The following is a 24346-nucleotide window of genomic DNA, read 5'->3' as shown; positions in this document are numbered from 1 at the left end:
TAAGTACAGCGCTCCGCCGAGTGGGCGCCCGAGGCGAAGGAGCCGCATGACCGTCATCCCGCTGTCCGAATCCTGGACCGTGACCGCCCTCTCCGGCCCCGCGCCCGAGGGCGTCGCCGGCCGGGCCATCCCCGCGACCGTTCCGGGGTCGGTGCACCTCGATCTGCTGCGCGCGGGTCTCATCGACGAGCCGTTCGACGGCGACAACGAGACGACGCAGCAGTGGATCGGCGATGTCGACTGGCGCTTCGAGACGACGTTCCGGTGGCATGAGGACGGCTCGGAGCGCCGCGACCTCGTCGCCGAGGGGCTCGACACGCTCGCGACGATCACGCTCAACGGCGTCGAGATCGGCCGCACCGAGAACCAGCACCGCAGCTACCGCTTCGACATCGGCGCCGCGCTCGTCGAGGGCGAGAACGCGCTCCGCATCGACTTCGACGCGCCCGTGCCCGCCGCGCACGAGCGCTCGGAGCGGCACGGGGCGCGCCCGCACGTGAACCACCATCCCTACAACGCGCTGCGCAAGATGGGCAGCAGCTTCGGGTGGGACTGGGGCATCGACGTCGCGGCGTCGGGCATCTGGAAGCCGATCCGGATCGAGACGTGGTCGACCGCGCGCATCGCGTCCGTGCGCCCGCTCGTCGACGTCGAGGGCACGACCGGCGTGCTCGAGGCCCACGTCGCGATCGAGCGGGCCGACGGTCTCCGCCGCGGCCCGCTGCGGGTCGAGGTCGAGATCGCCGACCGCGTCGAGCAGGTCGAGGTCGCGCCGGGGGAGAGCTCCGCACGCGTCCGCGTCGAGGTGCCCGACGCCGACCTGTGGTGGCCCCGCGGCCACGGCGCGCAGCCGCTCTACGACGTCGCCGTGCGCCTCGCGGATGTCGACGCGTGGCAGGGGCGGGTCGGCTTCCGCACCGTGCACGTCGACATCGCTCCCGATGAGGACGGCAGCCCGTTCGCCCTCCACGTGAACGGCCGGCTCATCCACGTCCGCGGCGCGAACTGGATCCCCGATCACGCGTTCCTCACCGAGATCGACCGGGACCGGTACGCGCGCCGCATCGCCGACGCCACCGAGGCCAACATGAACCTCCTGCGCGTGTGGGGCGGCGGGATCTACGAGTCCGACGACTTCTACGACCTCTGCGACGAGCAGGGCGTGCTCGTCTGGCAGGACTTCCTCCTCGCGTGCGCCGCGTACGCCGAGGAGGAGTGGCTCTCGCGCGAGATCGAGGCCGAGGCGCGCGAGGCCATCACGCGCCTCTCGCCCCATCCGTCGCTCGTCGTCTGGAACGGCAACAACGAGAACATCGTCGCCTACGCCGACTGGGGGTGGCGCTCGAAGCTCGGCGGACTCACGTGGGGCGAGGCGTACTACCGCCGGATGTTCCCCGCGCTCCTCGCGGAGCTCGACCCGACGCGCTTCTACTCCGCGGGCAGCCCGTACTCGTTCTCGTCGTACCTCAGTCCGAACCTCGACCAGTACGGCACCGTGCACATCTGGGACGTGTGGAACACCAAGGACTACGCCGCATACCGCGAGTGGAAGCCGCGCTTCGTCGCCGAGTTCGGGTTCCAGGGGCCGCCCGCGTGGACGACCCTGACCGATGTCGTGCACGACGCGCCGCTCGACCCCCAGGGGGAGCAGATGCTCGTGCACCAGAAGGCGTGGCAGGGCAACATCAACCTCGAGCGCGGGTACGGGCCGCACCTGCCGGCCCCGAAGACGATCGACGACTGGCACTGGGCGACGCAGCTGAACCAGGCGGCCGCGCTGCGATTCGGCATCTCGTACTTCCGGTCGCTCGCGCCGTACAACACCGGGACGATCGTGTGGCAGCTGAACGACGACTGGCCCGTCATCTCGTGGGCCGCCGTCGACTTCGCCGAGCGGCGCAAGCCGCTCTGGTACGCGCTCAAGGCCGTCTACGCGCCGCGGTTCGCCACGATCCAGCCGGCTGAAGACGGGCTCGCGGCGGTGCTCCTCAACGACGCCGACGAGGCGTGGAGCGGCGACCTCGTCGTGCGCCGGCTCGCGTTCGACGGCACCGTGCGGGCCGAGGCGGTCATCGCCGCCGAGGTCGAGGCGCGCGGTGCCGCCACGGTCGCCCTGCCGGCCGAGGTCGCGGCAGCGGACGACCCGACCGGCGAGGTGCTCGTCGTCGATGCGCCCGGCTTCGGGCGCGCGCTGCACGACTTCGCCGAGGTGGTCGAGCAGTCGCTCGATCGCGCGCCGCTCGAGGTGCGCGCCGAGCGGGCGGATGGCGCGGTGCGGGTGCGCGTGACGGCGCGCTCGTACGTGCGCGACGTCTTCCTCCTGGCCGATCGCGGCCACCGCGATGCCGCCGTCGACACAGGGCTCGTGAGCCTGCTCCCCGGCGAGGAGCACGTGTTCACCGTGACCGGAGCGCCCGAGGACGTCGACCCTTCGGCGTTCACCGCTCCGCTCGTCCTCCGGCACGCGGGAGACCTCAGGGCCTGACACCGCGCCATCCCTCGCCCGCCCACGCCGCAGCTCTGCGGCGTGGGCGGGCTCTTTGTTCCATTCGTTACGAAACGCCCTTGACCGAGTTCGTTTCAGTGCGTAACAATGGTCGCAACGGGAGCCCGCCTCCCGGAACCCTGGTCTCCAGGGCTCGTCGACGCCGACGGCCTCCGCCGCGGCGTGAGGAAAGGACAACGATGTTTCTTCGCACAGCACGCGGACGCCGCGCCTCCCTGGCGCTCGCCGCAGGGGCCGCCGCCCTCGGCCTCGCCCTCACCGCCTGCGCGCCCTCGGGCGGCGCCTCGGGCTCCAACGGCGGCTCCGGCTCCGCCGACACCCTCGTCGCCTACACCGGCCAGTCCGGCGACTACCAGATCAACTTCAACCCGTTCTCGCCCTCGAAGATCGGCGGCCTCGGCACGATCTACGAATCCCTGTTCTTCGTCACCAACGCGAACACGAACGACTACGTGCCGCTGCTCGCGACCGAGTACGCCTGGAACGAGGACGGCACGCAGCTCGACATCACCCTCCGCGACGGCGTGACCTGGACCGACGGCGAGGCGTTCGACGCCGACGACGTCGTCTTCACCTTCGAGCTCATCCGCGACAACCCGGCGCTCAACACGGGCGGCTTCAACGGCGAGGTCACCAAGGTCGACGCGACGCACGTCTCGATCGCCTTCCCCGAGCCCGCGTTCGTCACCGGCCCGGAGTTGCTCGGCAAGACCTTCATCGTGCCCGAGCACCTGTGGGGCGACGTCGACCCCACGACCGACGTCATGGCCGAGCCGGTCGGCACGGGGCCGTACGTCCTCGGCGAGTTCAAGCCGCAGGCGTTCACGCTCTCGGCCAACGAGGACTACTGGGGCGGCGCTCCCGCCGTGAAGAACGTCCGCTACCTGTCGCTGTCGGGCAACACGGCCGGCGCCGACGCGCTCGCCGCGGGCACGATCGACTGGCAGACGGGCCCCGTGCCCGACATCGAGAACGTGTCGGAGAACTACCCCGGCTACGAGGCGATCACGGTGCCCATGAACCAGATGGCGCTCCTGTCGTGCTCGAACGCCGACCTCGGCTGCGAGGGCCCCCAGACCGACCCGGCCGTCCGTCAGGCCATCTACTACGCCATGGACCGCGACCAGCTCAACGCCCTCGCGTTCCAGGGCACGGCGAGCGAGATGTCGCCGACGTTCGCCCTGCTGCCCGCGCAGGAGCAGTTCATCTCGGCGGAGATCGACGAGAAGGTCGCGCCCGCGAAGGCCGACCTCGACAAGGTCGACGAGATCCTCACCGGCGCGGGCTACGAGAAGGGCTCGGACGGCATCTACGCGAAGGACGGCGTCAAGCTCGAGCTCACCGTCGAGGTCGTGACGGGCTGGACCGACTACATCACGGCGATCGACACGATGTCGCAGCAGCTGAAGGCGGCCGGCATCGGCCTCTCGGCCTCGCAGTCCTCGTGGAACGAGTGGACCGACAAGAAGAGCAAGGGCACGTACCAGCTCGCGATCGACTCGCTCGGCCAGGGCGCGGTGAGCGACCCGTACTACCTGTACAACAACTTCCTCTCGTCGGCGAACACCGCCGAGGTCGGCCAGGCGGCTCCCGTCAACGTGGCGCGCTTCAGCGACCCGGCCGTCGACGAGGCGCTCGCGGTCCTCAAGCGCACGAACCCGGACGACACCGCGACGCGGCAGGAGCAGTTCGACGTCATCCAGGCGGCGATCGTCGAGGACATGCCCTACATCCCGATCCTGACCGGCGGCACGACGAGCGAGTACAACGTCGAGAAGTTCAGCGGATGGCCGACCGAGGACGACCTGTACGCGTTCCCGGCCGTGTGGGCATCGCCCGACAACGCCGAGGTCTTCAAGGCCCTCGAGCCGACGGGCAAGTGACCGTGGCCGAGGAGGAGTTCGAGACGGGAGGCGCGACCTCATGAGCTATTTCCTGCGCAAGCTGGGCTTCTACCTCGTCGCCCTGTGGGCGGCGCTGACGCTCAACTTCCTCATCCCGAGGCTGCTCCCGGGCAACCCCGTCGACATCCTGCTCGCCAAGCTCCAGCAGCGCGGCGGCACGGTGACGGCGGAGACCCGGGCGGCCTACGAGCTCCTCCTCGGCGGCAACACGTCGGAGCCGCTCATCGTGCAGTACGGGAGCTACCTCGTGAACGTGCTGCGCGGCGACCTCGGCCTGTCGGTGACCTACTTCCCGGCGCCGGTCACGGAGGTCATCGGGCAGTCCCTGCCGTGGACGATCGCCCTCATCGGCATCGCGACGGTGCTCTCGTTCGTCATCGGCGTCGGCCTCGGCGCCCTCGTCGGGTGGAAGCCCGGCACGTGGCTCGACTCCCTCGTGCCGGCGACCACCCTGCTGGCCGCGGTGCCCTACTTCTGGCTCGCGCTCATCCTCGTCTACTTCTTCGCGACCCTGCTCGGGATGTTCCCCTCGCAGGGCGGGTACGACGTGGCGCTCAACCCGGGGTGGAGCGCCGAGTTCATCGGCTCCGCCGTCTACTACGGCTTCCTGCCGGCGCTGACGATCGTCATCGCCTCGCTGGGCGGATGGCTGCTGGGCATGCGCAACATGATGGTCTCGACCCTCTCGGAGGACTACATCCTCACCGCCCACGCGAAGGGCCTGCCGGCGTCGCGCATCCTGCGCAGCTACGCGGCGCGCAACGCCGTGCTGCCGTCGATCGCGGGCTTCGCGATCTCGCTCGGGTTCGTCGTCGGCGGGTCCGTCGTCACCGAGCAGGTGTTCTCGTACCCCGGGATCGGATCGAAGCTCCTGTCGGCGGTCACGAACAACGACTACGCGCTCATGCAGGGGCTGTTCCTCTTCATCACCCTCGCGGTGCTCGGCGCGAACCTCGTCGTGGACCTCTTCTACGGCCTCATCGACCCCCGCACGCGGGCCCGGAGCTGACATGACCAACATCGCCCCCAGGACAGAGCCCTCCGTCGCCGAGGCGACGGAGGCGATCGTCTCGCGCACCGCGCGCGAGCAGCGCGCCGACCGCGTGCGCCGCTCGCGCTCGGCGCTGCGGCAGATGCTCCCCACGATGACGCCCTGGCTCGCGCTCGGGCTCGCGCTCATCGGCGGCATCACCCTGTTCGGCCTCATCGCCCCCTTCTTCGTGGGCGACCCGAGCGCCATCCGCGACATCGGGCTCACGCCGCCATCCGCGGAGTTCCTCCTCGGCACGACCCAGACCGGCCAGGACGTCTTCGCCCAGCTCGCGATCGCGACGCGCGGGTCGCTCGAGATCGGCCTCATCGTCGGCGTGCTCGCGACCGTGCTGTCGGCCTTCTTCGGCATCCTCGGCGCGTACATCGGCGGCTTCGCCGACGAGGCCTTCTCGCTCTTCTCGAACGTGTTCCTCGTCATCCCGGGCCTCCCGCTCGTGATCGTCATCTCGGGCTTCGTGCCCGCCGAGGCGCGCGGGCTCTGGACGATCGCGGTCGTCCTCGCCGTGACGAGCTGGGCAGGGTCGGCGCGCGTCCTGCGGGCCCAGACCCTGTCCATCCGCAGTCGCGACTACGTCGCGGCGTCGAAGGTCGCCGGCGAGCGGGCGTGGCGCGTGATCGCGGTCGAGATCCTCCCGAACCTCCTGCCCGTGCTCGCGTCGCAGTTCGTCTTCGCCGTCATCGCGGCGATCCTCGGCGAGGCCGGCCTGTCGTTCCTCGGCCTGGGCGCGTCGAACTCGTCGACGCTCGGCACCATGCTCTTCTACGCGCAGAACGGGTTCGCCCTGCCGCTGGGCGCATGGTGGTGGTTCGTTCCGCCGGGCCTCGTCATCGCGCTGTTCGGGATGGGCCTGTCGCTCGTGAACTTCTCGATCGACGAGATCATCAACCCCAAGCTCAAGAACGTGCGCCTCCACGCGCGTCGCGAGCGTCGCGCGCGCCGTGAGGCCCGCAGGAAGGAGCGTGCGGCATGAGCGCGACGACAGCGCGCCGGCCCGTCCTCACCATCGACGACCTCTCGGTCGTGTACGAGGTGGAGCAGCCCGTGACAGCCGTGAAGGGCGCGTCGTTCGAGCTCGCGGCGGGGGAGATCCTCGGCCTCGCGGGCGAGTCGGGCTGCGGCAAGACGACCCTCGCCTACGCCGTGAACCGGCTGCACAAGCCGCCGGCCCGCATCGCGAGCGGCAGCATCGTGTTCCACGACCGAGAGGGCGGCGACGTCGACCTGCTCGCCCTCGCCGACGACGAGCTGCGCGCCTTCCGCTGGTCGAAGCTCTCCATGGTGTTCCAGGGCGCGATGAACGCGCTCAACCCGGTCATCAGCATCCGCGCGCAGCTCGAGGACGTGCTCGTCGCGCACCGACCGCGGATGTCGAAGGCCGAGCGGCGCGAGCGCGCGGTGGATGTCCTGCGCCGCGTGGGCGTGGATCCGTCGCGCCTGACGTCGTTCCCGCACGAGCTCTCCGGCGGCATGCGCCAGCGGGTCATGATCGCGATGGCGATGATCCTCGAGCCCCAGGTCATGATCATGGACGAGCCCACGACGGCGCTCGACGTGGTCGTGCAGCGCGACATCCTGCGCGAGATCGTGCGCCTGCGCGACGAGCTGGGCTTCGCGGTGATCTTCATCACGCACGACCTGCCGCTGCTGCTCGAGATCAGCGACCGCATCGCGGTCATGCTGCGCGGGGAGATCGTCGAGCTGCGCGCGGCCGACGACATGTACCGCGATCCTCACCACGAGTACACGAGGAAGCTCCTCGGCTCGTTCCCCAGCCTCAGCGGGTCGCGCGGGGCGTTCATCCGATCCGGCGTCGACGAGTCGCCGGTCGCCGACGGAGCGGAGGCTCGAGCATGACCACGGTGCGCGTCACGGACCTCGTGAAGGAGTTCAGCGTGCGGGAGGGCCTGCGCCGCAGGCGGTTCCGCGCGGTCGACCGGGTCTCGTTCGAGCTCGTGCCCGGGCGCACGGTCGCGCTCGTGGGCGAGTCGGGGTCGGGCAAGTCGACGATCGCGCGGATCCTCTCGAAGCTCGAGCACCCGACGTCGGGCGAGATCGACGTGCGGCAGGCGGATGGCCGACCGGTCGCCCCGGCCGAGTACCGGCGCCACGTGCAGATGGTCTTCCAGGATCCGTTCGCGTCGCTCAACCCGTTCCACTCGATCGAGCACCACATCGCGCGGCCGCTGCGGATCCACCGGCGCACGCGCGGCGCCGACGAGACGCACGAGCGCGTGATCGAGATGCTCGAGCGCGTGAACCTCGATGCGTCGTTCGCATCGCGTCGCCCGCACGAGCTCTCGGGCGGGCAGCGGCAGCGCGTGGCGATCGCGCGGGCGCTGGCCCCCGGGGCGCAGGTCGTGCTCGCCGACGAGCCGGTGTCGATGCTCGACGTGTCGATCCGGCTCGGGGTGCTGAACCTCCTCGGCCGGCTGCAGCGCGAGGACGACCTCGCGGTGCTCTACATCACGCATGACCTCGCGACCGCACGGCACTTCTCCGACGAGATCCTCGTGCTGTACAAGGGGCGCGTCGTGGAGCGCGGCCCGGCCGACGCGGTCATCCTCGACCCGCAGCACGACTACACGCGCCTGCTCGCGATGGCCGCGCCCGACCCCGAGCGGGTGGGCAAGGTCGTGAGCGGCGAGGCGGCGCCCGACCGGGCGAAGCTCGACAACTCCGTGTGCTTCAACCACTTCACGGGCGAGTGGGAGGGCGCGCGCACCGCTCCCGCCAACGCGGCCTGACAGACCCTGCATGTCTCGTTTTCCCTGGCTTTCCCGACCGGATGGCCGCGGGAAGCGAGACATGCAGAGGGGTGCTACGCGATCCAGACCTCGAGGACGCGCGCGGAGGGCTCGGACGTCGGGGCCGTCATCTCGAGAACGCCGGTCTCGGCATCCCAGCTCCACGACCATCCGCCCTCGCCCGACGGGAAGAACGGCGCGACCTCGAGGGCACGTCCGCGCGCCCAGGGCAGCGACAGCCGTGCCGACGCGTCGCCGCGCCGCCGCCACACCGAGACGTAGGCATGGCCGTCGAGCGCGAGGCCGAGGGAGACCCAGTCGTCCTCCCACGCCGGGAGGCCGAGCGGCCAGATCGGCCGGCGCGACCGGATGTCGCCGAGCACGGCCTTGTGCGCCGCGACCGCATCGCGGACCGCCGCGCGCTCGTGCGGGGCCATCCGGTTGAGGTAGCCCGACAGGTACATGCGGCCGAGCACTCCGTTCACCAGCGCGAACGTGCGCTCCTCATCGGTCATCCCGGCCTGCGGATAGGCCCAGTTGCCGGCCTGCTCGGGGAGGATGGATGCGGGCGCCGCCGCGGCGATCGACGCGTACGCCACGGGGTCCTGCTGGTCGGAGGTCGACTGCAGGTGCAGGCGCGAGAGCATCGCGTAGTCCATCCGCATGGCGCCCGACGCGCAGTTCTCGATGAGGAGATCCGGATGGCGCGCCTGCACGCCGTCGATCCAGTCGAGAACCGCGCGCGCGTGCTCGAGCAGCCCGTGCCCGGGCGCGAGGCCGTCGCGGTCGGTGCCGGGGCCGGTCATCGTGTTCTCGTCCATCTTGATGAACGCGACCCCGTACTCCCCGACGAGCCGGTCGACGACCGCGTCGAGGTGCGCGCGGGCCGCGGGGTGCCGCAGATCGAGCAGGTGCCGCCCGTGCTCGGCGATGCGCACGCCGCCGCGCGAGAAGAACGCGGCGTCGGGCAGCGTCTGCGCGAGCGGCGACCGCACGCCGATCACCTCGGGCTCGAGCCACAGGCCGGGGGTCATCCCGCGCGAGCGGATGTACGCGGTCGCCTCGCCGATGCCGCCCGGGAAGCGCGCGGTCGACGGCTCCCACGCGCCGACGCCGTCCCACCAGTGCCCGTCGGCGTACCAGCCGGCGTCGATGCAGAACGTGTCGGCTCCGGCCTCGGCCGCGGCGTCGATGAGCGGCAGGAGCTTCTCGGTCGTCGGGTCGCCCATGAGCGTGTTCATGTAGTCGTTGAAGACGAGGGGCAGCGCATCGTCGGCGTCGCGCGGGCGGCGGATGGCGCGGCGCTGGTCGGTGAGCGCCTGCAGCGCCGCCTCCACGCCGCCCTCGGCGACCGCGATCGACACCGGCGCGGAGGTGAACGTCTCCCCGTCGCGCAGCCGCACGGACCACTGGTGCTCCTGGTCCGTCGGGCCGGACAGCAGCAGGTAGGCGCCGTGCCCGTTCTCGCCGAGCTCGGCGACCCACGGTCCGTTGTGCTCGATCTGCCACGCGAGCGCGTAGTCGTCGCGCGCGGACGCGATGACCCCCGTGGGCGCCTTCTCGCCGCTAGACCACGACCCGCGGTTCCCGAGCGCGAGGCGCGTGCGGGGCGGCTGGTGGTTGTGCGCGGCGCGGCCCACGTCGACGAGGCCCGCCTCGCGCAGCGGCTGCACGCGCCACCTGCTCTCGGCGATCCAGTCGCTGTCGGCGTGCGCGACGACGATGTCGTCGACGGATGCCGCGCGCGCGTCGGCGAGGAACGAGCCGGTCGCGAAGCTCGACACGAAGTCGACGACGAGGTCGCCGTCGACCGCGACCTCGGTCCACGCCCGCAGCGCCGGTGCGGACGCGTGCGCCGCGAGCACGCTCGTGACGCGGAGCCCCCGCGACGCGTCCTCCTGTCGCACGCGCAGCTCGCGCCATCCGTCCTGCTCCGACTCCTCGTGGCCGACGTAGCGCAGCGCGTGCCCGATCACGGTGTCGACGTGACGGAAGCTGCCGGGGAACCGGCCGTGGCCGAACGCCGACAGCTCGACGAGAGGCTGCTCGCCGTGCCCCTCGGGCAGCACGGGAGCGGGCGCCGGAGACCCGGATGGCCGGATCGCGAGCACCGAGACGGGCCCGTCCTCGGGCAGGGCGAGGGCGACGTGGACGCGCTCGGCGCGCCAGTGCAGGGTCTCGGGCACGACGGATCCTCCGTGATCTCGGGTGTCGCGGCGGGGCGCGGCCGCGTGTGTACTGTGATCTTTCCAGCGCGGGTGGCCGAGCACAAGCGAGTATGTTCAGAAGGGTGACAAACATGGACGTCGAGGACACGGCGCTCGCGGGCGGCGAGATCGGCGAGATGTCGCCGGCGATGCGGGCGGCGCTTCTCGAGGTGCTCATCCACGGCGAGCTCCCGCGCGCCGAGATCGCGCGCCGTCTCCACCTCTCCCGGGCGAGTCTCACCCGCATCACGCGCTCCCTCGTCGACGCCGGTCTGCTCACCGAGGGCGGCACGCGCCTCATGGCGCAGACGGGGCGTCCGTCCGAGATGCTGCATCTGCGCGCGTCGGCTCGCCACTTCCTCGGGATCAAGCTCACCGGCGACACGCTCTACGCGGTCGTCACCGACCTCTCGGCGTCCGCCGTCGAGAGCACCGAGCGTCCGCTCGCATCGCGCGAGCCCGCGGATGTCGTCGCCGAGATCGCCGACGTGGCGCGCGGATACGCGGCGGACTACCCGACGCTGACGTCGGTGGGGATCGCGATCGCGGGCCGCGTGAGCCAGGGCGCGGACGGGGCGCTCGTCGAGCGGTCGTTCTTCCTCGACTGGACCGACGTGCCGCTCGGGGCGCTCGTGCGCGACGCGACCGGGCTTCCGTGCGCCGTGGAGAACGACGTGCAGGCGCTCACGGCGACCGAGCACTGGTTCGGGGCGGGGGCGGGCATCGACGACATGGTGCTCATCACGGTCGGCGCGGGCATCGGCTGCGGACTGGTCGTGAACGGCCGGCCGGTCGACGGCGCGCACAATCGCGCGGGCCAGATCAGCCACCTCATCGTCGACGAGGCCGGGCCGCGGTGCGGCCTCGGCCACCGCGGCTGCGCGTCGAGCCTGCTCGTGAACAGCGCGATCGTGAACGCCTACCGGCGCCCGGGTGTCGAGTACGAGGGCGTCGTCGAGGCCGCGCGCGCGGGCGACGAGCTCGCGCTCGCGGCGTTCGCCGACGCGGGTCGCGCGCTCGGCGTCATGATCGCGACGGTGGCGAGCCTCGTCGACCCCCAGAAGGTCGTCGTCACGGGAGACGGCATCGCCGTGGTCGAGCTCGCGGGCGACGCCCTGCGCGCCGCGCTCGACGAGCGGCTCGACAAGGACGCCGCTCCGGTCGATCTCGACGTGCGGACGTGGGACTTCTCGGAGTGGGCGCGCGCGGGGGCCGGGCTGGCCATCCGCGCACTTCTCACGTGAGCGTTTGTTTCAGCATTTGACAAAGTGAGCCCCGCGCGGGAACCTGGTCTCTGACGATGCCGTCGAGACGGAGGCCCGCATGACCATCACCTCAGCTCCCGTGAGCGCACCCCCGCGCACGACCACGCTGTTCCGCGCCGCGGGCGCGGCGCTCATCGTGGCGTTCCGCGGCGAGGATCTCCCCGAGGTCCTCCACTGGGGCGCGGATCCGGGAGCAGTGGACGAGGCCGCGCTCGCCGCGCTGGACGCGGCATCCGCCCGCCAGGTCACGGCGAGCGCGCTCGACGAGGCGTGGCCGCTCACGGTGCTCCCGACCGAGCGCGACGGATGGCAGGGGCGCCCGGGCATCGCGGGCACGGTCGACGGCGCGCCGCTCCTGCCGGGGTGGCGCGTGGAGTCGGTCGAGAGCGATGACCGCGGCTTCGCCCTGCGGGCATGCGCGGACGGCCTCGTGCTCGAGAGCGCCCTGCGGTTCGACGCCGCGGGCATCCTGCGCGTCGACCACCGCGTCGAGAACGCGGGCGACGCCGTCGTCCACCTGGCCGCCCTCGATGCGACGCTGCCGGTTCCCGCGCGCGCGAGCGAGCTGCTCGACCTCGCCGGCCGCTGGACGCGCGAGCGCTCGCCGCAGCGCCGGCCGGTCGCCATGGGCTCGCACGCCCGCGACTCGCGGCGCGGGCGGACCGGGCATGACGCCCCGACGCTGACCGTCGTGGGGACGCCCGGCTTCGACGATCGCACGGGCGAGGCGTGGGCCGTGCACCTGGCCTGGAGCGGCGACGCGGTGTACCGCACCGACCGCCTCGCCGAGGGGCGGAACGTGCTCGGAGCGGGCGAGCTGCTCCGCACGGGCGAGATCGTGCTCTCGGCGGGCGAGGCGTTCGCTGCGCCGACGGCCTGGTTCGCGTGGAGCGACCGCGGGCTCGACGGGATCTCCTCGCGTTTCCACCGCTCGCTGCGCGCGCGCCCCGGCCATCCGCGCACGCCGCGACCGGTCGTGCTCAACACGTGGGAGGCGGTCTACTTCGACCACGAGCTCGAGCCGCTCATCGCACTCGCGGATGCCGCTGCCGAGGTCGGCGTCGAGCGGTTCGTCCTCGACGACGGCTGGTTCCTGGCTCGGCGCAGCGACGGGGCGGGGCTCGGCGACTGGGCCGTCGATCCGGCCGTCTGGCCCGAGGGCCTGCACGCGCTCGTCGACCACGTGCGCGCTCGCGGCATGGGCTTCGGGCTGTGGGTCGAGCCCGAGATGGTCAACCCCGATTCCGATCTCGCGCGGTCGCACCCCGAGTGGGTGCTCGCGCCATCCGATCGCGCGACGCGCACCTGGCGTCACCAGCACGTGCTCGACGTCGCGCGCCCCGAGGTGGCCGAGTGGCTGCTCGCGACCCTCGGGGCCCTGCTCGACGAGTACCCGATCGAGTACCTCAAGTGGGATCACAACCGCGATCTGCTCGAGGCCGTGCACGCGGGGCGCGCGGGCGTCGACGCGCAGACGCGCGCGGTCTATGCGCTCCTCGACGAGCTGCGCCGCCGCCATCCGCACGTCGAGATCGAGTCGTGCTCGTCGGGCGGCGCGCGCGTCGACCTCGGCATCCTCGAGCGGACCGATCGCGTGTGGGCGTCGGACACGAACGACCCGCTCGAGCGCACGCGCATCCAGCGCTGGACCGAGCTGCTCCTGCCGCCCGAGCTCATCGGCAGCCACGTCGGCCCGACGCAGGCGCACACGACCGACCGCGTCACCGACCTGCGGTTCCGGATCGCGACGACGCTCTTCGCGTCGGCCGGCATCGAGACCGACATCACGCGCTTCACGGCCGACGAGCGCGCGCAGCTCGCCGAGTGGATCGCGGAGTACAAGCGCCTCCGCTCCCTCATGCACACGGGCGAGCTGCTGCACGACGCTGTCGCCGACGAGGGGGCCGCGCTCACGGGGGTCGTGTCGGAGGACCGCGCGCACGCGCTCTACCGGCTCACCCGCGAGGCGACGGGGGAGTGGGCCGTGCCGCCCGCGCTGCGCCTCCCGGGTCTCGACCCGTCGCGGACCTATCGCGTCGAGGTCGTCCGCGCGCTCACGACGGGCCACCTGCTCGACATGCGGCCGGTGCCGTGGGTCGCGGAGGGCTCGGTGACGCTGCCGGGCTCGCTGCTGTCGACGGTCGGCGTGCGCACGCCGCTGCTCGCCCCGGCGTCGGCGCTCGTGCTCGAGGCGACCGCGGTCGCGTGAGGCGCGCGGGAGGGGGAGCGGGTGGAGCGCGCGTCGCGGGTACGGTGAGCGGATGACCCGTGCGGAGATCGAGCGGCTGCGCGAGCGCGCGCGGGCGCTGCTGCCCGCGCACGTGTTCGACTACGTCGCGGCGACGGCGGATGGCTCGAGCGAGGCCGAGGCGGATCGCTGGGATGCCGTGCGGTTCCGTCCGGCCGCCCTCCGCGGCGAGCTGGATGCTCAGGTCGCGACGACCGTTCTCGGAACGCCGGTCGACCATCCGATCCTCCTCGCGCCGATGGCGCAGCAGGTCGCGGCGCATCCCGACGGCGAGATCGAGATGGCGCGCGCGGCCGCGGCGTCGGGCACCCTGATCGGCGTCTCGACGAACACGGCGATCCCGTTCGCGCGCATCGCCGAGCAGGGGGCGCCGTGGTGGTTCCAGACGTATCTGCTCGCTGAGCCCGCTCTGACCTGGGCGCTCGCCGAGCGCGCGGCGGAGGCCGGGGCCGCGGCGATCCTGCTCACCGTCGAGCTCACGGCGCTGCGCGTCGAGCCGCACGTCGAGCCGGTGAACTGGCCCGATGGGCCGGCTCGCGAACGGCTCGCCAACCTCACGGCCGACGAGCGCGCCCTGCTCGGCGACCGCCCGGCGCGCAATCCGGGCCTCGATGACATCGCCCGACTGCGCGACGTGACCGGCCTGCCGGTCGTCGTGAAGGGCGTGCTGCGCGGCGACGACGCGCGTCGCGCGGTCGACGCGGGCGCGGCGGGCGTCGTCGTCTCGACGCACGGGCACCGGCGACTCGCCGGCTCGATCTCGGCGGTCGACGCGCTCGGCGAGGTGGTCGAGGCGGTCGGCGCGGACGCCGAGGTGTCTGTCGACAGCGGCATCCGCGACGGGCGTCACGTGCTGGCGGCCCTGGCTCTCGGTGCACGGGCCGTCTTCGTCGGGCGTCCCGCCTGGTGGGCGCTCGCGGCGGACGGGGCGGATGGCGTCGCGCGGCTGCTCGACGGGATGGCCGACGAGCTGCGGTTCGCGCTGCTCCAGGCCGGGGTCGCGACGGGCGCCGAGGCGAGCGCGGCGCGACTCGCCCGGGTGACGGGATGGTGAACGCTCGATTCGCGTCTGGGGCGCAGTTGTCCTAAGCTTGTCCGCGGTGACGTGTCCGAGCGGCCGAAGGTGCAACTCTCGAAAAGTTGTGTAGGGTAACCCCCTACCGTGGGTTCAAATCCCACCGTCACCGCCATCCGAAACCCCCTCCTTGTGAGGGGGTTTCGTCTTGGGCGCGGCGGGTGGCCTGGGTGATTGCGAGGGTGTCGTCTAGCGGGCGGGTTTCTGCGATGTCCGTGAGCCTCTGGGGTGGCCTGGGCGCCGCTCAACGACTCCAAGGACGACAACGGTCGTACCCCGATCCATCTCGTGGTGGATCTTCGTGAGCTGGGAGGCAACAACGAGCACCTCGATGCGCCCGTAGCGAGCGTTGGTCGGTTGGGAGCCTGGATCGTGATCTCGCCGGTCGCCTCGCTCGGTGCGCGTCTGATGTGGATGATCGACATGGCTCGAGCTTTGTCCTGAGGGATGCGCGCAGGGAACTCGTCCCGGATCGCTACCGGTGACGGCGGATAGCCTCCAGCCAGACGACGAGCCGGTGTCGGAGGTGCCTGTCATGATGCACTCGTGGGACGTCTGTATCAGTTAGCCAGCGATGCCGGCGCAGAGCGATTGGCGCGGCAGTGGTATGAGTCGGTTGACTTTAAGCGTCAGGTCGGCGCGCGGCATCACATTGTCCCGCGCACCATTTTGCGCCGGTTCGCCAATAGCTCGAACCAGATCCGCTTGCGAGATCGCATAACGAGCAAGGTGCGCGTCGTGTCCGTGGGCGACGTGGCGGTCAAGGACTTCTACACGTTCATCGATCTCGACATGGCACCCAACGGTGCAATGGAAGTCTGGCTCAGCGAGGTCGAGGCTGAGTTTGCTCGCGTGATCCGTCCTTACCTGTCGACGTCGGCTTTCGGACGTGCTCAGCCGCCAACAGGTATCGACCGTTTCGCACTCGATACGTTCGTCGCGGTGCAGGCCGTGAGAGGGATGCGAACACGTCGCGCCATGGAACTGATTGCGGATTACGGGATGAAGCTCGTCAACCAGGACAAGATTAGCCCTCAGGAGATCCAGGACCTCGAGATCGTGCCGCACCAGAACGAGCACATCCAGTTTATCAATCGGGCCAGCGAGGATCTGGCTGAGCATCTGTCCCACCGGCCCGTGTCCGTGGCGCAGTTGGACGGCTCGTTGCTGGTCGTCGGGGATGAGCCCGTCGTGCTCACTCCCCGTGACGGTTCGCCGGAAGGCGACTTGCGTGAACGGATTCGGATCAAGGGTGAACACGTCCCTCCCGAGAACCTTGTTCAGGTCTCCAGCGGTCGCGGCGTCGGGTTTCGTGACGCCGACGAGGTGATCCTTCCTCTCGGCCCCCGCCACGCCCTTGTGTACGGCCCAATCGGCGCGCGATGGAATTCCGTGGTATGGAACATCGGGGGCGGCGAAGCGGTAAAGATCGCGCGGAAGGCGAACCTGCTTCAAGCACGGAATGCCTTTGGTTGGGTTGCCGCTCACCCCGATGGTCCGCATCTCGCGCAGATCCCCTGGCCGAAGCCGGCGCCTGCCGTCACTATCTACGACGACCAGAGTCTCCCCGCCACCGTGGTGAACGCGCGACCCCACGCACGACCGCATCGGTTCTCGAGATAGCTCCATATGCAGCGCCGTCCGCGTACTGCCGGCGACCGACGTATCCTCAGAGCCAGCCTCCTCCGCGCGAGCGCCTTGTCGGCCGGCCTGGCCATCGACGACGCTGCTATCGAGGGGCACACGCACGGCGTGGCGCTACGCGCGCGATGGGCCTTCTGCACGGGCGGTGAGCTTGCCGGTTGCTCCTGTAGTGGACCTTTCGCGCGTGGACGCGAACTAGGCTTCGACGCGTGGTGCTCAATGAAGCGGAACTGCAAGCGCTTGTCGACGACATGCAGAGCAATTGGCGAGAGATCGGTGCGCCGCGCCCGTTGCACCAACCTGCTGCGCGTCGAGGAAAGAAGTTCGCAGGGCACGATGCGGCTCGAATCGCCTCGGTCTGGGGCCTCGCGCGACATGTTTACTCCACGGCCGCTGCCGTCAGCACACTCATCCGTGCCAATCAGATCACCGCCGCGATTCCGCTGGCGAGGCTCGCCTACGAGAGCGCGATTACCGCTGCGTGGCTCGTGCAGAGTGCGGAGGACCACGGAGTTCGCGCCTTCCTCCACGAATACACTCGCACCCGTTCGTCCCTGCAGAAGGACGCGCTTCAAGCGGCCTCCGCGGTGTTCCGAGAGGGAGCCGGCACGATTGCGGATGCAGACCCAACCGCTCACGCGGGCTCGTTTGACAGTGCACGTCGGTTCGGAGACATCTGTCAAGATCTGTCGCCGGCAGGACCGGACGCCTTCATCATCTATCGGCTGTTCTCCGGCTTCAGCCACGCGAGCCCGCGGCTCGCGGACCTCTATTTCCACGCCTTGAGTCCAGCGGCAGAGTTGCCCGCATACCGTGAGGAGCCGGACGTACCCCTTCCGGCGGATCTGCTCTTGTTCTTCACCGCTGCATCGATGCTGTGGAGCGCGCGAGCATTCTCTTTCCTGACGCAGGACAAGGCGCACCGAAGTTATCTCCGCAGCTGCGCTCGGCTCCTAGAGATCACCGACGAGCTGCACCTGAGCGACTCCTACCGGCAGCGGCACGCGAAGGCACGTCGGAGCTAGTAAGGGGATGCCCACGATGACTGCTTCTGATGACGGACCGCCCCTGGGTACGCCGTCCGTGGGCGACCGTTGATTCCTCTACGTGTGGGAGACATCTCGAGGTTGGCTGCGTCGATGCAACCGTCCTAGCGCGAGCGTGCCGCTCCCCTTCGCGCTGCCGGTGTCGTTTGAGCGCTATCGCTCGTGTCATCTCGGCCCAGCGCTGACGATGTGAATGTCCTCGCTGCCCGGTACCGTCTGCGGAGACGGCTGCAGGGTGAGCCGCACCCCTAATTCGGAGGAGTGACATCAGCAATGAGATCAGCTGGTCGGTGAAGGAGATGGGCTGTCCGTCATCGGTGCGGCGACCGACGTTGAGCGCTTCACTCTCTTCGCGGGCCTCGACCGCGTGCCGTCGCGCAAGCCCGACCTGGAGCGCCTGCGCTCGTTCTCTGGCGCTGGCGGAGCGGCGCCGGGCGTAGCCGCCGACATCGCGCAGAACTCAGGGCGATGGGTGACACTCACGAAAGAGTCCGCCAAGGCCGTGCCGCATTACGGCCTCATGGCCTCCAAGACGCCCGGTGTGAGCCACGCGATGATCGGCCAGCCAGGCGAGGTCAAGTAGAGGCTGCAGATCGCTCAGGCGCCGGCGACACTCCTCAGCGTCGGTCTGACGGCGCTCGAGGAAGCGCTTACGGTTCGCAAGCAGTAGGACCCGTCTCGGAGATCACGTGGTCGAAGGCGCAGGCGACGGACCTGACGATCGCGCGCACCCAGGCGTACGCGATCCGCCGGTGAAGCCGAGCAACCAGGTAGCGACTCGCGTCCTGGACTTCCGCGAACGCCTCGGCATCGAAACGGGCTACGAGGCTAAGAACGCGAAGCGATGGAGTGAGGCGTTTGTCGAGCCTGGCGAGAAGGTGCGGGTCTCGGAAACTTCAGGCGCGGCGGCCGCTGCCCGCTTCAGCACGCCGACCGTCGACCGTGCCACAGAGGCGTTCCGCGCTGTCAACATCGAGGGCGACGGCATCGCGGATAAACCCAGCGTCGCGGCCGCAGCGGAAGAGGCTAGTGCCGCGCTCAAGGGCGCTGCTGCCGGGGTGGCCGGCGCGTCTGGCATGCTCTTCGCGCGCAAACAGGCTGACTCGGCCACGGACGGAGCTACGGCTGACGAGTGTTGACACCTTTCGTGCGTTGCGTGCTCCGTACGAGTGATACGAAAGCGCGTAGGTCGCGGAATCCCCATGTTTCCGTGCGCCGCGGGAGGCTTACTTTCTTAACGGCGCCGCCAACGGTACGCCCTCGGCCGCGTCTACGTAAGCACCTACTCCGGCCTGACACCGACGCGCGGGTTGCGCTTGATGCGCATGGTGCTCAGTAGAATGCCGGCCTTGTTTCGCTCCTGCGAAGGGGGACGGTCAGGCGAGGGCGTCGATGACTCGGCGGGTCTGCGTGTAAGTGGCGTGCGGGTAGAGCATCACGGCGCGGAGTTCTTTCAGGTGATCGGGGAGCTGTTCGATGACGACCGCGACGGCGGGCTGGAGGCCCGTGGCGATCTGGAGGGCGAACTCCCGCAGGTGTCCTTCAGCAAGCCCTGCGTCGGCTTCGAGGCGTCGGATGCCGTCGGCGTTGAAGGTGCCGAGGGTGTTCGCTCCGTCGACGGCGAAGGCGAGCTCGACGTTGTCGAAGACGGCAGGGTCGTGGGCGAGGACTTGCTCTTGTAGCTTGAACGGGAGCGAGCTGTTGAGGTCGTAGAAGGGGGCGAGCACGCTCCGACCCGGCACATGTGTGAGGGAGTAGTTCTTGGAGTGGCCGTCGTTGTGACCGATGATCCAAGAGAAGACGTGCAGCTTTGCGAACCGCTCCTTAGCCGTCTTGGCGTCGGCGGCGTTGAGGTTGCGGTCGAAGACGGTGAAGATGTCGCGGTAGCCGGGGCCGCCGTCGGACTCGTACTTCTGAACGTGCGGCGTCCCGGTGGCTTGCGCCAGGTCCTCCTGGTGGAGTCGGCCGATGGCGCCATTATCGTCGAAGCGGTCGAAGCGTTCCACGATGAGGACGTGCTCGCCGTCGAACTCGGCGATCACGGATGCGGCCGCGTCGATCCCGAGCAGGGTCGCGACCTGCAGGGTGATGTGCTCGGTGACGTCGGATCCGGGCAGTGGCTGGATGCCCGGCTTGAAGATGTGTGTCGACGGCTGCCGCCCAGACGGCTCGAGCCACTGGTTGTCGCGAAGGGCGAGCGCGAACTTCCCCTGAGCGCCGCCGAGCGAGAACCCCTCTTCGACGGCGCGGTGCTGCAGCCAGTCGGAGTCATCTCGACGGATCTGCCGGATCCGGTCGCCGATCTCCTTCTCGGTGAGCGGGGTCAGGTTCTCCTCCTGCCTGGGTGATACGCCTGCGGGGTAGAACTCGAGCGCGCCGGCGACATCGGCGCCGTAGACAGAGAGCAGGTCGAAGGTGCTGTCGCTGGTCAGCTTCGCTTCCCGTGCCCAGCGGGAACGAACGTCAGCGCGGTCGGGCAGGAGGTTGTCGAGGAACCGCTTGGTGTCGTCGTTCCCGAACGGGGTGGTGACGACGGGGAGCGTCACGGAGATGGGGACGGGGCTGTCCGTCTCGACGTACTCGGGCAGGTAGCGCAGCTGCAGGTTCTCGCCTCGCCTGGTGATTGTGGCGACGTGGGCGTCGTAGAGGTACACATCGAGGGCGCGGATCATTCGACACCCCCTGCGGAACCCGCTGGGGGCTCCGCGGTGGCCGGGGATCCGGCTTCCACCGCTCGCGGCGGATTCATGAGGACGGAACCGGGGATCGCGAGACGCTCGGTGAGCCCGCGGGAGGCTTCGCGGATGGAGGCGAGTGCCGCGGGGTCGAGGTTGGCCTCGACCAGCTTGAGGATGCCGGAGGTGTCGATCTTGGGCGGGAGTGAGGGACCGATCTGGGGCGGCGAGCCAAGGACCTGCTTGTTGAGCGCCTCGAGCGTGTCCGAGCCGATCAGCGGTGCGATGCGCTTGGTGAGTGCATCGGCCGCGGCCTGGGCGGCGCCCCTCGTGGCGACTGCGGCGGGAGCAACGGGGCGGCGGTCGGTGGTGGCGTCCAAACGGATGCCGAGGTAGTCGAGGATGCCCAGCACCGTGTCGAATGATGTGCCACCGTTGCCGCGTTCAAGGCGGGCGAGGGACTGACGGGTGATGCCGACGGCGCCGGCGACGTCCTGCTGAGTAAGGTTCCGTTGGACGCGGGCGTTCTTGACCAGGCGGGCGAGGTCTGAGGGTGTCTGCAACTTCACGTTGACCGCCTCCCATTCGTGTTCGAAAAATAGCACCGCCAGTTGTTGTTAGAAAAATCTACCACTGCGTAGATGTAAGGTAAATAGAACATCTCACCGATGTGCAAAAAATGCAACATGTCACAGTGAGTCTCCGGCGGCTTAATGAAGGAGAGCCCTCGCTGCGACCTGGCAGTCGAGGCGGAAGGGCTAGAGAGTCATCGACGGCCACCACATCGGCCGCGACCTCGACGACGGCGGCGGCCGCGGCTCGGCCGCGACAGTGGCGCGGCTGTCTTGGGAGCATCCTCCACCTGTTCTCAGCTGCTCCGGGAGGTGTCCAACTTCCGCGAAATCGCGTGGCTTCAGCCGCGCATGAAGATGGTATAAAAACCAGATCAGGGTCCAATTCCACCGTTGCCACCGTCCGAAGTGCCCTCCTTGCGAGGGGGTTCCGCCGTTCACTGCATGGCGATCTGCATGCGCCGGTTGAGGTCGTCGAGCTCCGCGCGCAGCTCGGACGCCGCCCAGGCACGGCCTCGATCGCGGCCTGCACGAGCACCGGCGGATCATCGTGGTTGAGGGATGCGATCAAGGTCGTCCATGAAGGTCCGGAACGCGTTCCGGCACCGGTGGTGCGTGAAGAGCGTTTCGGGGGGGTCCCGCCGATTCCGATCGCATGTCGAGAGTGAAAAGGCTGCGCGCCGCGACGTCGGCGATGAGTCGGTGCAACGCGGTGCTCGCGGCGACCATGCTCGAGGGCCACGAGTTCGACCGACTCCCGGCGAGCGCGCGCGCATAGTCCACCGCGCTCGCGGTGATCCGCTCGATCTTCGACGACGCCACCGACTCCATCCGGATCATGAAGCGGCTGAGCGCGGCGGAGTGCTGCTCGTCTTTGACAAGCACAAGGCCGAGCAGTGCTGCAGATGCTCGGCCTTGAGGGGATTCGTCGTGTCGAGGATCGTGCGCCCGGGGCTGTGGCCCTAGGTCGTCTCCCGCTCCACGAGGTGCGCGTCCGTCTCGGGCCCGGCGGCCGGCGGCGTCGATCCCGTGGCGGCGCTGAGGGCGAGCGCGGCGAGGTAGCGGCCGAGTCCGGCGTTGTCGAGACGCACGGTCGACAGGGCCGGCACGACGAGGCGCGCGAGCGGCGTGTCATCATGGCCGATGATGGCGAGCCGATCCGGCACGCTGATGTGCGAGCGGACGGCGGCGCCCAGGATCATCGCCGCGATGTCATCGTTGTAGGCGACGACGCCGTCGACGCCCAGATCCATCCAGCGGGCAAGCTCCTCCGCGGCGTTGGCCTCGGTGATGGGGGAGTCGGCGACGAACCCCGATCTCGTCAGCGAGTGCAGCGTGCGGGACGCGAGGTCGCGGCGCTGCATCACGAGGTCTGCGAGTCGTGGGTCGGCCGAGGCCGCGAAGGCCACACGCCGGCGCCCGCGCGACAGCAGATGCTCGACCTGCAGACGCGGCCCGTCGGCGAAGCCGAGACCTCCTTCGGCAGCCTCATCGCCGCCGGGAAACGGAGGGATGATCTGGTCGACGCCGCTCGCCCGGATCTCGGCGAGCTGCTCCGGCGTGAACGGCGCCAGGCCGATGACGACATCCGGCCGAAGCGTCTCCCAGAGCGGGCGTGCCTGGCCCCCGGGGTGCGGAGTCATCGTCACGAGGGAGTACCCCGCCTCGTCCAGCGCGAGGGACGCCTCGTCGAGGTGGGTCCGCATGCTGTGGTCGAGCGGCCAGTCCGGCAGCACGAGGAGGATGATCCGGCTCTTCCCGCTGGCCAGCGCCCGCGCCGCGGTGTTCGCGCGGTATCCCAGACGGTTCGCCTCCTCGAGCACGCGCGCACGGGTCGCTTCCGGGATGGTCTGACCCGGCGTGTTGTTCAGAACGAAGCCGACGGTGGCGCGCGAGAGGCCGAGTGAACGCGCGACGTCCGCGGCGGTGACTCGCTTCGGTGCGGTTGTCGCCATTCGCTCTCCTTTGGACTTGCGCGCGCTAGTGCACCTACCGTAGCATCCTGGATCAACCACTAGCACGCGCTAGTTTCCCCTCAGACAATGGAGTCTTCCGATGACCCCGACGAACGACGAGCCCCTCGTCACGCCGCTTCCGGCGTCCACTCCCTCTCCCACGGCGAACGCCGTGGAGCTCGACGGAGCAGCGCGCTCCGCTCCCGAACTGCCGAAGGTCGGCCCTCGCTACATCTGGTTCATGGTGCTGGCGCAGTTCGGCGTCTTCATGGCCTTCATCACCCCGCTGGCGATCTCGCTCACGATCCGTGTGAACACGCTCGCGCCCGGTCATCCGGAGTACCTGGGCTACATCACGGGCGCCGGTGCGCTGTTCGTGATGCTCACCGCGCCGTTCATGGGCGTGTGGAGCGACCGGACGCGGACTCCTCTCGGGCGGCGACGCCCCTTCATGATCGGCGGCATGGTCGTGGGCGTCGCGTCGCTGGTGGTCATGGCGCTCGCCCCGAACGTGCTCGTCGTCGGGCTCGGCTGGATCCTCGCGCAATGGGGATGGGGTACGGCGCTGAGCAACCTCCAGATCTCCACAGCGGACCGCCTGCCGGAATCCCAGCGCGGCAAGGTCGCAGGGCTGACCAGCTTCGCCACGCAGATCGCGCCCGTGTTCGGTGTGATCCTCGCCCAGTTCTTCACGGGCGACCCGCTGCTGCTCTTCCTCGTGCCGGGCGCGGTCGGAGTCGTCTTCGTCGTGCTGTTCGTCACGCTCGTGCACGAGGACGACAGCCGAGGCCTGCCGAAGGACCCGATCACGGTCCTCCAGCTGCTCTCGAAGTACCTCTACGACCCGCGCAAGCACCCCGATTTCTCGTGGAACTGGCTGGGCAGGTTCCTCTTCTACACCGGCATCACGCTGAACACGACCTACACGGCGTTCTTCTTCGCCGACCGCCTCGGCATCGCCGTGGAATCGGTCGCGGGGATCATGGCATCCCTCAGCATGGCCGGAGTGCTCGCCGTGACACTGGGCGCGATCGGCGGGGGGTTCCTCTCCGACCGGCTGAAGCGGCGCCGGCTGTTCGTGCTGATCGGGGGGCTCATCATGGCCGGCGGGATGCTGGCACAGGCATACGCTCCCGACCTCGCTGTTCTCGTCGCCGGTTCGCTGGTGACGTCCGTCGGACTCGGGCTCTTCGCCGCGGTCGACCAGGCGCTGCTTCTGGACGTGCTCCCCGAGCGCGAGACCGACGCCGGCCGGTTCATGGGGATCACCGGGTTCGCCACGTCGATCCCCCAGTCGATCGCGCCGCTCGCCGCGTCCGGGATCCTCCTCATCGGGGCGGAGGGCGGCGACCGCAACTACACGCTGCTGTTCATCGTCGCCGCTGTCTCGGTGCTCCTGGCCGGCATCGCCGTCCTCCGCATCCGCTCCGTTCGCTGATCCCTCCTCTCAG

At 69.9% G+C, this 24346-nt stretch carries 19 protein-coding genes and 1 tRNA gene; 16 read left to right on the top strand and 4 right to left on the bottom strand.

Going from position 1 to position 24346, the window contains the following annotated elements:
* Positions 1 to 46 precede the first annotated feature (46 nt).
* The 6 genes from GC092_RS13290 to GC092_RS13265 all read left to right on the top strand — a co-directional run bounded on the left by GC092_RS13290 (position 47) and on the right by GC092_RS13265 (position 8208).
* Positions 47 to 2485 (top strand): glycoside hydrolase family 2 protein, encoded by a 2439-nt coding sequence (locus GC092_RS13290; protein ID WP_324012502.1) that lies wholly within the window; start codon positions 47 to 49, stop codon positions 2483 to 2485.
* Positions 2486 to 2685: 200 nt separating this feature from the next.
* A complete protein-coding gene (locus tag GC092_RS13285; protein WP_324012501.1) occupies positions 2686 to 4389 on the top strand; it encodes an ABC transporter substrate-binding protein in 1704 nt (567 codons plus the stop codon).
* Between the two features lie 40 nt (positions 4390 to 4429).
* Positions 4430 to 5419 carry an ABC transporter permease gene (locus GC092_RS13280; RefSeq protein WP_324012499.1) on the top strand — a complete coding sequence of 330 codons (990 nt, stop codon included), beginning with the start codon at positions 4430 to 4432 and terminating at the stop codon, positions 5417 to 5419.
* Position 5420: 1 nt separating this feature from the next.
* The gene (locus tag GC092_RS13275) at positions 5421 to 6434 is read left to right on the top strand and encodes an ABC transporter permease (protein ID WP_271173132.1); all 1014 of its coding nucleotides are present in this window, start codon (positions 5421 to 5423) and stop codon (positions 6432 to 6434) included.
* Entirely contained in the window at positions 6431 to 7318 is an 888-nt protein-coding gene (locus tag GC092_RS13270) for an ABC transporter ATP-binding protein (protein WP_324012497.1), read from the top strand. Before GC092_RS13275 ends, GC092_RS13270 begins: the two co-directional genes overlap by 4 nt.
* Positions 7315 to 8208 carry an ABC transporter ATP-binding protein gene (locus GC092_RS13265; RefSeq protein ID WP_282978989.1) on the top strand — a complete coding sequence of 298 codons (894 nt, stop codon included), beginning with the start codon at positions 7315 to 7317 and terminating at the stop codon, positions 8206 to 8208. Before GC092_RS13270 ends, GC092_RS13265 begins: the two co-directional genes overlap by 4 nt.
* Positions 8209 to 8282: 74 nt before the next feature.
* Here GC092_RS13265 and GC092_RS13260 read toward each other — a convergent pair whose 3' ends face one another.
* Positions 8283 to 10394, bottom strand: a complete 2112-nt coding sequence (locus tag GC092_RS13260) for a glycoside hydrolase family 36 protein (RefSeq protein WP_324012494.1) — start codon at positions 10392 to 10394, stop codon at positions 8283 to 8285.
* Between the two features lie 113 nt (positions 10395 to 10507).
* Between GC092_RS13260 and GC092_RS13255 the strand changes: the two genes are divergently transcribed.
* The 9 genes from GC092_RS13255 to GC092_RS13215 all read left to right on the top strand — a co-directional run bounded on the left by GC092_RS13255 (position 10508) and on the right by GC092_RS13215 (position 18832).
* Entirely contained in the window at positions 10508 to 11659 is a 1152-nt protein-coding gene (locus GC092_RS13255; RefSeq protein WP_324012493.1) for an ROK family protein, read from the top strand.
* 79 nt (positions 11660 to 11738) lie between these two features.
* The gene (locus GC092_RS13250) at positions 11739 to 13889 is read left to right on the top strand and encodes an alpha-galactosidase (RefSeq protein WP_324012491.1); all 2151 of its coding nucleotides are present in this window, start codon (positions 11739 to 11741) and stop codon (positions 13887 to 13889) included.
* Positions 13890 to 13941: 52 nt separating this feature from the next.
* Positions 13942 to 14982, top strand: a complete 1041-nt coding sequence (locus tag GC092_RS13245; protein WP_324012490.1) for an alpha-hydroxy acid oxidase — start codon at positions 13942 to 13944, stop codon at positions 14980 to 14982.
* A gap of 45 nt (positions 14983 to 15027) precedes the next feature.
* Positions 15028 to 15118: transfer RNA gene (locus GC092_RS13240), tRNA-Ser, on the top strand.
* Between the two features lie 113 nt (positions 15119 to 15231).
* Positions 15232 to 15447 (top strand): hypothetical protein, encoded by a 216-nt coding sequence (locus tag GC092_RS13235; protein ID WP_324012488.1) that lies wholly within the window; start codon positions 15232 to 15234, stop codon positions 15445 to 15447.
* A gap of 102 nt (positions 15448 to 15549) precedes the next feature.
* A complete protein-coding gene (locus GC092_RS13230; protein ID WP_324012486.1) occupies positions 15550 to 16626 on the top strand; it encodes a DUF4238 domain-containing protein in 1077 nt (358 codons plus the stop codon).
* Positions 16627 to 16856: 230 nt separating this feature from the next.
* Entirely contained in the window at positions 16857 to 17672 is an 816-nt protein-coding gene (locus GC092_RS13225) for a DUF6988 family protein (RefSeq protein WP_324012485.1), read from the top strand.
* A 388-nt stretch (positions 17673 to 18060) separates the two neighbouring features.
* Entirely contained in the window at positions 18061 to 18276 is a 216-nt protein-coding gene (locus tag GC092_RS13220; RefSeq protein WP_324012483.1) for a hypothetical protein, read from the top strand.
* A 106-nt stretch (positions 18277 to 18382) separates the two neighbouring features.
* On the top strand, positions 18383 to 18832 hold the full coding sequence (locus GC092_RS13215) for a hypothetical protein (RefSeq protein ID WP_324012481.1): 450 nt from the start codon (positions 18383 to 18385) through the stop codon (positions 18830 to 18832).
* A gap of 237 nt (positions 18833 to 19069) precedes the next feature.
* Here the strand turns inward: GC092_RS13215 and GC092_RS13210 are convergent, their stop codons facing one another.
* From GC092_RS13210 to GC092_RS13200, 3 genes are all read right to left on the bottom strand, one after another.
* On the bottom strand, positions 19070 to 20365 hold the full coding sequence (locus GC092_RS13210) for a type II toxin-antitoxin system HipA family toxin (RefSeq protein ID WP_324012480.1): 1296 nt from the start codon (positions 20363 to 20365) through the stop codon (positions 19070 to 19072).
* A complete protein-coding gene (locus tag GC092_RS13205; protein ID WP_324012479.1) occupies positions 20362 to 20973 on the bottom strand; it encodes a helix-turn-helix transcriptional regulator in 612 nt (203 codons plus the stop codon). Before GC092_RS13205 ends, GC092_RS13210 begins: the two co-directional genes overlap by 4 nt.
* A 929-nt stretch (positions 20974 to 21902) precedes the next feature.
* Positions 21903 to 22895, bottom strand: coding sequence for a LacI family DNA-binding transcriptional regulator (locus GC092_RS13200; RefSeq protein WP_324012477.1), 993 nt, complete (start codon positions 22893 to 22895; stop codon positions 21903 to 21905).
* A gap of 100 nt (positions 22896 to 22995) precedes the next feature.
* Here GC092_RS13200 and GC092_RS13195 point away from each other — a divergent pair, with 100 nt between their 5' ends.
* Positions 22996 to 24333, top strand: a complete 1338-nt coding sequence (locus GC092_RS13195; RefSeq protein WP_324012474.1) for an MFS transporter — start codon at positions 22996 to 22998, stop codon at positions 24331 to 24333.
* The last annotated feature ends 13 nt before the right edge of the window (positions 24334 to 24346 follow it).

It is taken from the genome of Microbacterium sp. JZ37 (assembly GCF_035188445.1).
GTDB lineage: Bacteria > Actinomycetota > Actinomycetes > Actinomycetales > Microbacteriaceae > Microbacterium > Microbacterium barkeri.
This window is presented reverse-complemented; position numbering and strand designations above follow the sequence as displayed.

Bases quoted from the DNA above. Each gene is read 5' to 3' on its own strand.
- GC092_RS13290 (WP_324012502.1), top strand. From the start codon at position 47: ATGACCGTCATCCCGCTGTCCGAATCCTGGACCGTGACCGCCCTCTCC.
- GC092_RS13285 (WP_324012501.1), top strand. From the start codon at position 2,686: ATGTTTCTTCGCACAGCACGCGGACGCCGCGCCTCCCTGGCGCTCGCC.
- GC092_RS13280 (WP_324012499.1), top strand. From the start codon at position 4,430: ATGAGCTATTTCCTGCGCAAGCTGGGCTTCTACCTCGTCGCCCTGTGG.
- GC092_RS13275 (WP_271173132.1), top strand. From the start codon at position 5,421: ATGACCAACATCGCCCCCAGGACAGAGCCCTCCGTCGCCGAGGCGACG.
- GC092_RS13270 (WP_324012497.1), top strand. From the start codon at position 6,431: ATGAGCGCGACGACAGCGCGCCGGCCCGTCCTCACCATCGACGACCTC.
- GC092_RS13265 (WP_282978989.1), top strand. From the start codon at position 7,315: ATGACCACGGTGCGCGTCACGGACCTCGTGAAGGAGTTCAGCGTGCGG.
- GC092_RS13255 (WP_324012493.1), top strand. From the start codon at position 10,508: ATGGACGTCGAGGACACGGCGCTCGCGGGCGGCGAGATCGGCGAGATG.
- GC092_RS13250 (WP_324012491.1), top strand. From the start codon at position 11,739: ATGACCATCACCTCAGCTCCCGTGAGCGCACCCCCGCGCACGACCACG.
- GC092_RS13245 (WP_324012490.1), top strand. From the start codon at position 13,942: ATGACCCGTGCGGAGATCGAGCGGCTGCGCGAGCGCGCGCGGGCGCTG.
- GC092_RS13210 (WP_324012480.1), bottom strand. From the start codon at position 20,365: ATGATCCGCGCCCTCGATGTGTACCTCTACGACGCCCACGTCGCCACA.
- GC092_RS13200 (WP_324012477.1), bottom strand. From the start codon at position 22,895: ATGGCGACAACCGCACCGAAGCGAGTCACCGCCGCGGACGTCGCGCGT.
- GC092_RS13195 (WP_324012474.1), top strand. From the start codon at position 22,996: ATGACCCCGACGAACGACGAGCCCCTCGTCACGCCGCTTCCGGCGTCC.